This is a genomic window from Pedobacter sp. BS3 (assembly GCF_008274585.1).
Taxonomy (GTDB): Bacteria; Bacteroidota; Bacteroidia; order Sphingobacteriales; family Sphingobacteriaceae; genus Hufsiella_A.
On sequence record NZ_VTRT01000006.1, the window covers coordinates 210,412 to 222,897 of the forward strand.

General features: G+C 43.2%; 9 protein-coding genes. 1 reads left to right on the forward strand and 8 read right to left on the reverse strand.

What is annotated here, in order from left to right; translation table 11 throughout:
- Nucleotides 1-596: 596 nt before the first annotated feature.
- Nucleotides 597-2,276 carry a pyruvate dehydrogenase complex dihydrolipoamide acetyltransferase gene (locus tag FW774_RS16025; RefSeq protein ID WP_149349222.1) on the reverse strand — a complete coding sequence of 560 codons (1,680 nt, stop codon included), beginning with the start codon at nucleotides 2,274-2,276 and terminating at the stop codon, nucleotides 597-599.
- Nucleotides 2,277-2,500: 224 nt separating this feature from the next.
- Entirely contained in the window at nucleotides 2,501-3,496 is a 996-nt protein-coding gene (pdhA, locus tag FW774_RS16030; protein ID WP_149349223.1) for a pyruvate dehydrogenase (acetyl-transferring) E1 component subunit alpha, read from the reverse strand.
- Between the two features lie 237 nt (nucleotides 3,497-3,733).
- Here pdhA and FW774_RS16035 point away from each other — a divergent pair, with 237 nt between their 5' ends.
- Nucleotides 3,734-4,294, forward strand: a complete 561-nt coding sequence (locus FW774_RS16035; RefSeq protein ID WP_149349224.1) for a C40 family peptidase — start codon at nucleotides 3,734-3,736, stop codon at nucleotides 4,292-4,294.
- Between the two features lie 93 nt (nucleotides 4,295-4,387).
- On the opposite strand, the gene FW774_RS16040 is transcribed toward FW774_RS16035, so the two are convergent.
- From FW774_RS16040 to FW774_RS16065, 6 genes are all read right to left on the reverse strand, one after another.
- A complete protein-coding gene (locus FW774_RS16040; protein WP_149349225.1) occupies nucleotides 4,388-5,647 on the reverse strand; it encodes a YeiH family protein in 1,260 nt (419 codons plus the stop codon).
- A 179-nt stretch (nucleotides 5,648-5,826) separates the two neighbouring features.
- Complete coding sequence (locus tag FW774_RS16045) at nucleotides 5,827-7,260, reverse strand: phytoene desaturase family protein (RefSeq protein ID WP_149349226.1); 1,434 nt, start codon at nucleotides 7,258-7,260, stop codon at nucleotides 5,827-5,829.
- A 2-nt stretch (nucleotides 7,261-7,262) separates the two neighbouring features.
- On the reverse strand, nucleotides 7,263-8,171 hold the full coding sequence (locus tag FW774_RS16050; protein WP_149349227.1) for a TIGR01777 family oxidoreductase: 909 nt from the start codon (nucleotides 8,169-8,171) through the stop codon (nucleotides 7,263-7,265).
- A 17-nt stretch (nucleotides 8,172-8,188) separates the two neighbouring features.
- A complete protein-coding gene (locus FW774_RS16055) occupies nucleotides 8,189-9,679 on the reverse strand; it encodes a hypothetical protein (RefSeq protein ID WP_149349228.1) in 1,491 nt (496 codons plus the stop codon).
- Between the two features lie 12 nt (nucleotides 9,680-9,691).
- A complete protein-coding gene (locus tag FW774_RS16060; protein WP_149349229.1) occupies nucleotides 9,692-11,143 on the reverse strand; it encodes a hypothetical protein in 1,452 nt (483 codons plus the stop codon).
- 4 nt (nucleotides 11,144-11,147) lie between these two features.
- A complete protein-coding gene (locus FW774_RS16065) occupies nucleotides 11,148-12,476 on the reverse strand; it encodes a DoxX family protein (RefSeq protein ID WP_149349230.1) in 1,329 nt (442 codons plus the stop codon).
- Between the last annotated feature and the right edge of the window lie 10 nt (nucleotides 12,477-12,486).

The window sequence follows — 12,486 nt, forward strand, 5'->3', positions numbered from 1 at the left end:
AATGTAGGAACTTTTTTATAAAATTCAAACCGGTTTATCAGAAAAGCAAAGGCTGGGAGGCTTCGGCCGCTGTAGTCCCACTTTTCGCTCATACGCCTGCAAGCATTAGCCACAGGCCGGTATCCGCTGCAATTGGGTTTAGCTGGCAGAGGCAGGTGCTACAACAATTAATAGGAGATGTCTAAAAAGCTCCGATAGGGCGAAGCTCCTGCTTCGTCCGGCTACTTTAAAGCCTCTGGCTTTTGTGCCGGTACTTCTCAGGCACACGCCACAGACGTGCGCCAGCGAGGGACCAGCGAGAGTTACCTGCGTTAGCAACACTTCCAGAAACACGCCTGAGTTTTAAACTCTTTTTTATTAAACAATCCGTAGTTCTCCAAACCTTATTGCCCAGCGCACAAACTACGGTCAGTTGGCATCATCAGCAATTATAGTCTTTGGTGTTATAAACGCCATATAATGAGACACTCGTTATGAACGATCCCCAGCCAAATTGTAAGCAGATATCCGTTTAAAGTTAATTTCAATAAGCACAAAAAATCCGGAAGCTGATCAGCTTCCGGATTTTTTATTTATCCTCTAATAAGAAAGATTTTTTATGCTAATAACCGGATGGGCTCTTCTAACAACTGTTTTAAGGTTTGTAAGAAAGCAGCACCGGTTGCGCCGTCTACTACACGGTGGTCGCAGCCTAAGGTCAGCTTCATGATATTGCCAGGTACTACAGCACCATTTTTAACTACCGGTACAGCCTGGATGGCTCCTACAGATAAAATGGCTCCGTCCGGCGAGTTAATGATCGATGTAAACTCATCAATACCGAACATGCCTAAGTTAGATACGGTGAACGTTGAGCCTTCCCAATCTGACGGTTGTAGTTTCTTGGCTTTTGCTTTCGCACCGAAATCTTTCACTTCGGCAGAGATATGTGATAAGGATTTACCGTCTGCAAAACGAACTACAGGAACCAGCAAGCCGTCTTCAACAGCCATGGCCACGCCAATGTTGGTATGCTCGTTAAAGCGGATCTTATCACCTTCCCACGAAGAATTAACGGCCGGGTGTTTCTTTAAGGCTACGGCTACTGCTTTAATTACAATATCATTGAAAGATACTTTTACCGGAGCCACGTCATTGATCCGTGTGCGGGCAGCTATAGCGTTATCCATATCTACACTAATGGTCAGGTAGAAATGAGGGGCGGTAAACAGGCTTTCTGATAAGCGCTTGGCAATAACCTTACGCATTTGCGAAACAGGCTTTTCGGTGTATTTTTCTTCGCCAACGTATTGCGGAATAGTAACAGCCTGTGCACCGGCAGAAGCAGCGGCTTTCGGGGCGGCTTCTGCAATTTGTTGTGTTGAAGGTGTAAAGCCTTCGATATCTTTTTTAACAATACGGCCGCCTTCTGCCGAACCTTTTACCTGGCTCAGGTCAATGCCTTTATCTTTAGCTATTTTACGTGCCAAAGGCGAGGCTTTTACGCGTGAATCATCTGCTGATGATGAAGTGCTGGCCGCTTGTTCCTCTGGTTTTTCAGGTGTAACCGTTTCGGGTTTAGAAGATTCAGCAGCCTTGCTTTCTCCTCCTTTAGGTGCAGCAGATTGCTTTAAAAGCGGTGTAATATCGGTGCCTTCTTTACCAACAATGGCAATAATATCGTTTACCTTGGCGGCTTGTCCTTTTTCAACGCCAATATATAACAGTGTACCTTCGGCGTAAGCGGTAACTTCCATGGTGGCTTTGTCGGTTTCAACCTCAGCCAGAACATCATCGCTTTTCACCGTATCACCCACTTTTTTATTCCATTCGGCAATAACGCCTTCGGTCATAGTATCGCTTAATAAAGGCATCCGGATAACGGTTGCTCCCAGCGATTCGGGCGTAACGGTTTCGCCTTTCGATTCCTCCGCAGCAGGTTTTTCTTCCGGTTGTTTTTCTTCCTTAGTGCCAGATTCAGATTCGGGCTGGGCTGGTTTTTCCTCTTTTTTAGGGCTTTCGCCGCCGGCTGCATCCAGGGCAGCTTTATAATCTTCGCCTTCTTCGCCTAACACGGCTATCACAGCATCTACCGGAACGGCATCGCCTTCCTGTGCACCAATATATAATAAGGTACCTTCCTGGAAAGATTCGAAATCCATGGTAGCCTTATCGGTTTCTATTTCGGCAACCAAATCGCCTGAACTTACTTTATCTCCAACTTTTTTGTGCCATTTGGCGATCACCCCTTCGGTCATGGTATCGCTCATTTTGGGCATGCGGACTACTTCTGCCATGTTGTTCTATAGATTTGCGTTTATATCAGTGTCAAAGTAAAAATTATTTTCAATGAGCTCGCTAAAGCTCGGTTCAAAAGTAAAAACCCTGCCAACTGGCGGGCTCATTGATACCTTATAAAACAATAAAAAAATATCAATAATTCAAAATATCAAAATAAAGCATCGTAATCGGCTCAATACTGGCAATATAGAACAGATACGCTTTTTATATTAAATTTATCTTAGCTGCGGATAAAAGGATAATCTGCATCTACGTATACATCCTCATATAATTCATGCGATTCCGGGAACGGAGATTCTTCGGCAAATTTTACCGCATCATCAACAATATCCTTTACTTTTTGCCCTATTTCTTCGATCCAGGCTTCATCAGCATATTTTTTCTCCAGAATGGTATGTTTCACCAGTTCGATCGGGTCTTTGGCTTTATAGGATTCCAGCTCTTCTTTGGTACGGTATTTCGCCGGGTCTGACATCGAGTGCCCTTTATAGCGATAGGTACGTATCTCAAGGAAAGTTGGCCCTTCGCCGTTACGTGCCCGCTGAATGGCTTCATCCATTGCTGTATGCACCTCTGCCGGATCCATTCCGTTAACCGGAGCACAAGGCATATCGAATCCTAAACCGATTTTATAGATATCAACCATGTTGGTGGTACGTGCCACCGATGTTCCCATGGCATAACCGTTATTTTCGCAAACAAAAATCACCGGTAATTTCCAAAGCATGGCCATATTGAATGTTTCATTCAGCGCACCCTGCCGTACAGCGCCATCGCCCATGTAGCAAATATTTACGTGGTCGGTTCCTTTATATTTTTCGGCAAAGGCTATACCAGCACCTAAGGGTATCTGACCGCCTACAATGGCATGGCCGCCATAAAAATGATGCTCTTTGCTGAACATGTGCATAGAACCACCTTTACCTTTTGAACAGCCGGTAACTTTACCGTATAGCTCTGCCATTACTTTTTTAGGCTCTAAACCCAGTGCTATGGCATGTGCGTGGTCACGATAGGTAGTAATCATAGAGTCGCCTTTTTTCATCGCTGAAATGGCGCCGGCTACTACGGCTTCCTGACCTATATATAAATGGCAGAATCCACGGATCTTTTGCTGACCATACAGCTGGCCGGCTTTTTCCTCAAATTTGCGCATTAGCAGCATAGACTCATACCACTGTAAATAGGTGTCTTTAGTAATTTCTACTGAACTCATTCGATATACTTATTTTGGGAAGGCAAATCTAATCATAGATTACTAAAAAAAAGAAAATCAAAATGTTTTGTTGCTTACAGATAACATCTTTACGAAAAGAACGTTGTTGAAAAAACAATAATTTGGGGTTGTATAGCTCAACTATTTATTTTACGTTTGTAACGTTTTTGTTGAGCATGATGAGTGATGAGGCGTTTATAGTCTTGTTGTTTAACTATTAAACGAGTTTAAAAAAGAATGGGGAAAAAACTAATTGTAGCATTACTGCTTGTATGCACTTTTGTGTCTGCCCAGGCGCAAACAACACCGGCAAAAGGTTCAAAAACCGAGGTTCAGGATCCGGATAATTTAGCAAAAGATTATTTTTCACAGATTATGGGTGTAGCTATTTCGGCAACATCTAATCTAAAATTATACCAGTTTATTTACGACTGGATCGGTACGCCATACCGTCTTGGTGGCGATACCAAACGCGGTATAGATTGTTCGGGTTTTGCCTACCAACTGTATGATAAAGTGTTCAATACGGTTATCGGTAATAATTCCCGCAACATTTTCAGCATGGTAAACCCGATTGATAAGGACGAGCTGAAAGAAGGCGACCTGGTTTTCTTTAAGATCAAAAGCCGGTCGATATCGCATATCGGTGTTTATATCGGCGACAATAAGTTTGCTCATGCATCCAGCAGCCGGGGGGTTATGATCAGTAACCTGGACGAGCCTTACTGGAAACGCTATTACTATAAAGGCGGTCGTTTAATAGAATCGCTACGCGAAAAGCTAAATACCGAGAATTAATATTATCTCCAAGCCTAAATAACAACAAACACAGAAAAGCCATCTCAAAGGATGGCTTTTTTTATTGCATAAGTAAAAGATTGGAAAATAATATTACCCGAACAAAATATAAGCAATAATGAGAGTGATAAAAATGTTAAAGGTTTGAGCGATGAGGAATGCATAAACCGGTTTCCTGTTCTGTACGCCAACTAAATCCCTGAAATTAGTTTCCAGGCCAATGCTGGTAAAGGCCAGCGCAAACCATAATCCCTGTAAACTCTTAATTGGATTTTTAACGCCGGCAGTAAGCTCTGGAGACAGGAGAAAGGAAAATATAAGCGATGCGGCAATAAAACCGATAACAAACTTAGGGAACCGTTCCCAGATCACTTTTAACGTAGGGTTCGTTTCTTTATCCTGTCCGGCAGGATTCTTCGTGTAAGTCCAGTAAACAGAAATGGCAAAGGCGGCTATTCCCAGGAGCACGTTTTGTGAGAATTTTACAATGGTGCTGTACTTTAGTGCAATATCTCCAACCAGGCTTCCCGAGGCTACCACGGCACCGGTAGTATCAATAGTTCCGCCCAGCCAGGCGCCGGTAACCTCCTGCTTAAAACCGAAATAGCTGGCGATATAGGGCATAAAAACCATCATAGGAACAGCCGTAATTAATACCAACGAGATAACCAGCGAAAGTTTTTTAGAATCGCCTTTAATGGCCCCGGAGGTAGCAATGGCTGCAGAAACACCGCAAATGGATACGGCGCTTGAAAGCATCATGGAAAGTTCGCTATCTACTTTTAGCTTTTTGCACACCCAGAAAGAGAAATACCATACGGATAAAACCACCACCAGTGCCTGGATCAATCCCAGGGAACCCGCCTTTAGAATATCTGAGAAAATAACGCTTGTTCCCAGTAAAACCAAACCGATCTTTACAAAGAATTCTGAAGCCAATGATTGCCTGAGCCAGGCAGGTAGTTTGAATAAATTACCGATAAGCAAACCAATGGCCAGGCTGAAAATAACAGCTTCAAGATTGAGCACCTTTAAACGTCCGTTGCCCGAAATAATCAGGGCCAATACCGTTAGCAGGTATATTACCGGAAAACCTTTCGCTGTATTTTTTACGGAGCCGCCGGTAATAAATGTGCCTAACAAGGCAATGATGAATACATAAATAAATTGCAGGGCAATCTTTAGCAGGTTTTCTGCACCTAATACTGAGCCGGTAAGTTCAGACAGATAAGTCCAGTCATAAATTGGCGATGCCAGTATTATACCTCCTAATGAGAGAATAATAGCCAGAAAACCGAGCACAACTACGGCCCAGTCTTCGGGCAGGATTACTTTCTTTTGTAAAGCTATCATAGTAAAAATTTATTATTGTTTAATTAGTAATAACTGTAATTCGGTGGAATGAAAAACCGAAAGCGCAATAATTCTTTCTTCATACAAGGAATTGTTTTTCTCTTGTGCGATTTCAATTCTGTGTGTGTGAATCATGCGTTATATCTTCATATCTGCTGTTATTATTTCATCACCCTGAACTATTCTATATTAAATATATCTTTCAGCGCCGTTTTTGCAGCATGATAACCACACATACCATGTACTCCTCCGCCCGGTGGAGTTGATGATGAACAAATATACAGGCCCTTGGTCGACGTACGATACGGCGAACTGCGCAAGGCTGGGCGGGTAAACAACTGGGCAAGGTCAATGATACCACCATTAATATCGCCACCAATGTAGTTTGGGTTATACTGCTCTAATTCCCGGGTGTTCATGGTGTGCCGGGCCAATATCCTTTCTTTAAAGCCAGGGGCGAAACGTTCTACCTGATTTTCTATTTCGGCGGTCATATTCCTTACCGAACCATTTGGTACATGGCAGTAAGCCCATGCTACGTGTTTACCTTGTGGCGCACGGGTGTGGTCGAATAAACTTTGCTGTGCCAGCAGCACAAAAGGCTTTTCTACATAATTGCCTTTGGCACTTTGTTGTTCAGACCATGCTATTTCTTTTAATGTACCACCCAAATGTACGGTACCCGCAAGCCTGGCATTTTCGTCTTTAAATGGCACCTGACCATCTAATGCCCAATCTACCTTGTAAACCCCCATACCATAACGGTATTTCTCTAACTGCCACCGATAGATATTTGAAAACCGGTGTCCGGCAATTTTGAGCAATTGTTGCGGGCCAATATCAAAGAGTAGGGTTCTGCTGGACGGCAACTGAGACAAAGAGCTGATAAAGGTTCCCGTTTGCACCGTTCCGCCTATCTTCTTAAAATAAGCTACCAAAGCATGGGCAATACTTTTAGAACCACCTACAGGAATGGGCCAGCCTTTAAGATGAGCTGCTGCTATAAGTACCAATCCAATGGCCGAGGTGCTGAGGTTTGTTAATGGTTGTATGGCGTGTGCCGCCATACCGGCCCACAACCCTTTCGCTTTCTCGCTTTTAAATGTCCTGGCTAAAAATGTGGCTGAGGTGATGGCTTTTAAGCCAAATTTTGTCATAGCTATGGGATGTTTTGGAAAATGGAGCGGAGCTAAAACATCATTGGCAATTTTTGGCCAACCGGCCACAATTGGCGCTATCAGATCCAGGTAGTTCTCCTTATCTGTTTCCAGGGCCTGGGCCGTCTGTGTCAAACTATGGGTAAGGTATGCCGCTTGGCCATTATCAAACGGATGTGCCGCCGCATGGATAGGAAAAACATATTGCAAACCGTGTTCCTGCAAAGGTAACGTTTGGAAGAATGGAGAGGCTATGGCCAACGGATGTATGGCCGAGCATATATCAGATACGTAGCCGGGCAAGGTAAGCTCTGCCGACCTTAAACCTCCTCCTATTTCTTCTTTGCCCTCAATAAGTAAAACAGACAGGCCCTGCTGTTGTATAGCAATGGCTGCCGCCAGTCCATTCGGCCCTGAGCCAATTACAATGGCATCGTATGTTGTGGTGCTGCCCAACTTTATTGCTTTAATAAGTTATTTAACGCCTTGTCAAGGTATGGAAATGCAAAAGTATATCCTGCTTGCTTTAGTACAGTGGAAATTACCCTTCTCCCCGACAGTATCAATACAGGCTCAGTACCGATTAGCCAGCCGCCCAATATTGTAAAAATTGCAGGATTGGGAATACCGAAAGGAAAATTGATGGCCTGCCTGATGCTTTTCATAAATATTTTATTTTCAACAGGCTGTGGGCTGGCAGCATTTATTACTCCATTTATGCTACCGTCGTTAATTATCCAGCTAACCAGCGCTGCAAAATCTGTTTCATGTATCCAGGTAATGTATTGCCTGCCACTACCTATTTTCCCTCCGAAACCAAATTTAGCCAGATTTAAAAATGGCTTTAATATTCCCTTGTCTTTTTGTAGTACAAGACCAATTCTTAACAAGACCTTTCTTGTTTCCGGGTTTGAATAAGTGTGGAATGCTTTTTCCCACTGTTTGCAAACTTCTGCCGAAAAATCATCGCCAAAGGATGCCTGTTCATCTAACAATGTATCACCACGGTTGCCATATATGGCCGCCGAACCTGCATTTATCCATACCTTTGGCGGGTTTTGCAATTCACTTATGGCCTTTCCTATGGCCAGGGTACTATTTACCCGCGATGTAATGATAGCGTTTTTATTGGCTTTGGTGTACCTGCAATTTACCGATTTTCCTGTTAGGTTAATAATAGCAGTGGCATTAACAAGCTCATTCACCCAATCTCCTGTGGTAATACCGTCCCAGTAAATATATCTAACGTTCCCCCGGGCATCCGGTGGCTTTCGGCTTAGTATAACCAGTTCATAGGTTGATAAATAAGCCGTTAAGCACTGGCCTAAAGCGCCTGTTCCGCCTGCTATTATTATTTTACCTTCCATAATTGTTTACTATTGTTTTACCGGGCTTTTCGGCCTTCTAACAGGGGGTACTTGTACGCTGACCTGTCCAACACCACTTCAATCAGATTGTCCCTGTCATCTATCCCTTTTAAAATAATCCTGTTCGGGGCCGGCCTTTCGTAATGCAGTTTCATTGTTTCATTACGATTAGAACGATTCTTGTTTTGAAGATACAAAATCTGCTTAACAGTATCGGCTTTATAATAATACCAGTGCCTGCCCGACATGCCGGAAGATTCCCACGTGATATTTAAATCCCGTTGAGAAGGGTCACGTTTTTTCTTACGCTTTCCTGCACTTCCATATCTTCTGATATCTCCCTGAATATGAAAATACCATTTCCCGTCGTACACCTCGTTGTTTCCCGGGTAACTTCCCGCTGCAAACATTTCGATCTGCTGCGGCCTGTTGGCAAATTTTACACTTATAGACGACCAATCTTCGAAAGTTACATTTTGCCAGCGAACAGTATCCAAAGGGTTATAAGGGATAAGCTTATTGTTGACCCTGAATTCTGAAACTTCGTAAAATCCTGTGGTGTTTTTCAATCCCGGTGTATTCGGGATTTTATAGAAATCATTGTGTGTGTAGGCGTACACCTCGAAGATGAAAAACAATACCACAAACACAAAATTGAACGCAAATTTTATCGACCAACGGGTATATTTTTGCCAGGCTTTCTTAAACTGCGGATAGTAATGGCTTATCTTACTGTCTTTTTCTTTTACCAGCAACTGGTAGATGGCCGGAATATCTTTCCACAAAACAAATGCGGCTAATATGGCCATAAGGGCACTGGGAACCTGTTCGCCGATATCGTAAGCGTGGTTGGAAATGGCGATATTGCCAAATACCACAAAGGCGATGGCTGCCCCCAGCGTGGTTGTTTTTCTAAACAATAGCAGGAAGCCGCCAATAAACTCGGCAAAGCCTAAAAATACTTCGTAACGGGGCGCTACACTCAACGCTTCCCAATATAGTCTTTTGGCAAAAAAATCAATAATTTCGGTATTCCACAATCCTTCATATTGGCGGGGCATTTGCATAATAAACAATTTTTTATAGCCCCAGCCTATACCTGCATAAGCTACACGGTACCGGGCAAATACCCTTACCCAGTAGTACAGTTTGTTGTAGTTCACACTGGCTTTATCTAACTTTCCCCATATCAGGGCGCCAATAATGGCAATGAGCAGCACAAAAGGCAAATTGACATAGCTGGCCAGCCCAAAAAATCCGCTCTCGGAAAAAATGTTGATGAACTGTGGGTTGAAAAAGGCTACCACCTCGGTCAAGTGCCTGTAATTGAGATGAGCATAATCGAAATGGAAGATCATGCGGTAAAACCCAAAATCGAGCGGAATGGAACATAGCGTAAAAAAGATAAACGCTATACGGAACCAGATCTTTTGGGTTTCTGTCCATCTTTCGTTTGAATATAAACCGCCCGGATAAGTGGCGGAAAAAGCTGTATTACTTGTTGCCATGATAATATGTTTTTAAGGCTTCCAGATGATGTGGTCTTCCCGTTTTCCAAATATGGGATAAGTTTTGTCCCTTCGGTTGAGCACCAGGTATATGGAATCCTGATATTCGTTCTTACCCCATAGTACCAATTGGCCGGGTGTTGGCCGTTGGTAATGCAAATCGAGTTTTTGATCTTTATATACCTTGTTCTTGTTCTGTAAATGCAGTATTTGGTTTGCCGAATCTATTTCGTAATAAAAATGCCTGCGGCCACCCCCGGTTCCTGCCGATTCGTAAGTTCTGTCTATGTCTTTAATTTGTTTGCCCCGGCCAGCCTCGCCGTGTATCATAAAGGTGTTAAATACCGTAAATGACAGGGTTGACCATTTTTCGAGAGTCACATTCTGCCAGCGTAACGAATCGACGGGGGAATAAGGAAGTACCTTATTATTGAGTTTAAATTCATCTACACTATACAAGCCACGGGCATTGGCCAGGCCCGGCCGCGAAGGTACTTTGTAGGAATCGTGCTTGTAATTGTCCCAATGCAGATAGCCTGCAAGAACAAAAAAGAACAGAAAAACAAAAGCTTTAAATGCTATCCTGAAGTACTTTTCCCGGGTTTTTTTAAACGGATAATAGGTAATGCCTAACTGTGTATCCTGTTCTTTTACCAGCAAACGCCATAATGAGGGAATGTAGCGCCAAAGTACAAATGCTCCACCCAAAGCATAAAACGAGGCCGCCAGGTGGATACCGCCATCGTAGGCATGGTTGGCAAAGGCGATGTTGCCTATCATGGCCAATGCTAAAGCCGCTCCAAAAGCCCGGGTTTGTCTGAAAAACAGCAAGAGCATAATTGTCAATTCGGCCCAACCTGCAAAACGTTCGTAGTTGTGCACAAAGCTGAATTGTATCCAGTATAGCTTTTGGGCTACAAAATCGCCAAACGGCGTATTCAACTGGGTTAATGCCAGATCGGGCATTTGGGTGGGGAACATTTTGGAAAAAGTTAGCCCATTTAGCTGTATGAGCATAGCATAGCTCACTAAAACCCCTAAAAAGTAGTAAAGTATATCGTAGTTCCGCGGCTTTCTATCGGCCAATGTCCATATTGCGGCACCAATAAGGCCAAGTACGAAAGCTATGCCCCAGTTAATGTAGCTCTCCAATCCAAATTCGCCACTTTGGGGATATATGGTGTACAGATATTGCTTTGAATTGGGTATGCCGCCGGTATCATTACCTCCATCTCTTTTAGTGGCTACCTTAACGGGGCTAAACGACGATCCGCTCAATTTTCCGATATCCCTGATGTGCAGGTTCTTCCAATCGGTAGTAAACCAGTTTTTGTAATAGCCCGAATTGAACGGCACTATCAGTATGACAAAAAACACAAAGAATGTTCTGAAAACAAACTTTTGGAAGCCTGTCCATGCTTTTATAGCCGTTTGGGGTGTGGATGTGTCAATTACTTCGCTCATTTCCCTATAGTTTTACAGGCTTTCTGCGGCCTTCGTACAACATGTATTTTCTGTTGATCTTTTCCAATACGGCATAAATGGAATCCCGTTTTTCATTCACCCCATTCAGCACAATGGTAGAATCGTTAACAAACTGATAGTGAAAGGTAAATTTTTCCGCTTTGTGGTGTTTGTTTTTATTAGCCAGTTCCAGTACGTGGTTAACGGTATCTGCCCCGTAGGCAAAATACCTGCGGCCACCTACTCCTGCCGATTCGTAGTTTCTGTCTATATCTTTCTCCCGGTATTCATCGCCTATGGAATTATCAATAACAATGGGCCTTGCTGTTTTAATGCTAATGGTTGCCCATTTTTCGAATACTACATTTTGCCACCTGTTACTATCTGTAACCGAATAGGGGATCTCGACATTATTGAGCTTAAAGGTGCGTACATTGTAATAGCCATAACTGCCTTTTAACCCAGCCGTTTGCGGCAATTTATAAGGATGTTTGCTATAATTGGCATAAGTTGATACACTTAGTACTACGATAAAAATTGCGGCCAATACCTTTAGCGCTACCCTTGCCCCGGATTGGATGGCTGTAAAAGCAGGCTGATATTTATTGGCTATAGTTTGTTTCTGCACTATAAGCAAGCTATATAAGCGGGGGGCATCATAAGCAAAAAGTGCTATGGCCAACAAGGTAAGATATAGGCTGTACACATCCTGGCCAATATCATAGGCCAAATTTGCGACAAAAATATTTCCCGTAAAACCGATAACAATACCCGCCCCAAAAGTGGCTGTTTTCCTGTTGAGCAACAACAACCCTGCAACCACCTCTACTGTTCCCAAAAATACTTCGTAGGGCTGTGCAATGCCCAGGGTATGGAAATAGATTTTCCAGGGGAGGAAATCGCCATAATTGGTATGCAGATTACTTAATGAAGGGTAAGGCATCTGCAACGGGAACAGTTTGATAAGACCAAAGGCAATAACGCCGATAGCCAAACGGTAACGCAAAATTACCCTTAGCCAGTAATAGATCCTATCATCGTCAACGCTTTTATTTTTCTCTACATTTTTCCAAATGAATGCGCCCGCCACCGCTAATATTGCCGCAACCAGCCAATTGGCATACCCGCTCAGCCCGAAAAACCGGGGTGAGTAGGTAGTAAGTTTAAACCAATCGAAGAACGAGGCATGCAACCAATTGGTAGTAAAAATCTCTTTGTAGAACTTCCAGTCGAGCGGAACGGCCTGAATAAAGAAATAGACAAAGAAGAAGCGTAAAACCAACTTGCTGGTTGCACTCCATTGCACTGGTTTATCATTATTAAAAAAACTCATGGACTTATAT

What these genes read in the sequence shown, in the direction of transcription:
- FW774_RS16025 (WP_149349222.1), bottom strand. Translation starts at nt 2,276, where the DNA reads ATGGCAGAAGTAGTCCGCATGCCCAAAATGAGCGATACCATGACCGAA.
- pdhA (WP_149349223.1), bottom strand. Translation starts at nt 3,496, where the DNA reads ATGAGTTCAGTAGAAATTACTAAAGACACCTATTTACAGTGGTATGAG.
- FW774_RS16035 (WP_149349224.1), top strand. Translation starts at nt 3,734, where the DNA reads ATGGGGAAAAAACTAATTGTAGCATTACTGCTTGTATGCACTTTTGTG.
- FW774_RS16040 (WP_149349225.1), bottom strand. Translation starts at nt 5,647, where the DNA reads ATGATAGCTTTACAAAAGAAAGTAATCCTGCCCGAAGACTGGGCCGTA.
- FW774_RS16050 (WP_149349227.1), bottom strand. Translation starts at nt 8,171, where the DNA reads ATGGAAGGTAAAATAATAATAGCAGGCGGAACAGGCGCTTTAGGCCAG.
- FW774_RS16055 (WP_149349228.1), bottom strand. Translation starts at nt 9,679, where the DNA reads ATGGCAACAAGTAATACAGCTTTTTCCGCCACTTATCCGGGCGGTTTA.
- FW774_RS16060 (WP_149349229.1), bottom strand. Translation starts at nt 11,143, where the DNA reads ATGAGCGAAGTAATTGACACATCCACACCCCAAACGGCTATAAAAGCA.
- FW774_RS16065 (WP_149349230.1), bottom strand. Translation starts at nt 12,476, where the DNA reads ATGAGTTTTTTTAATAATGATAAACCAGTGCAATGGAGTGCAACCAGC.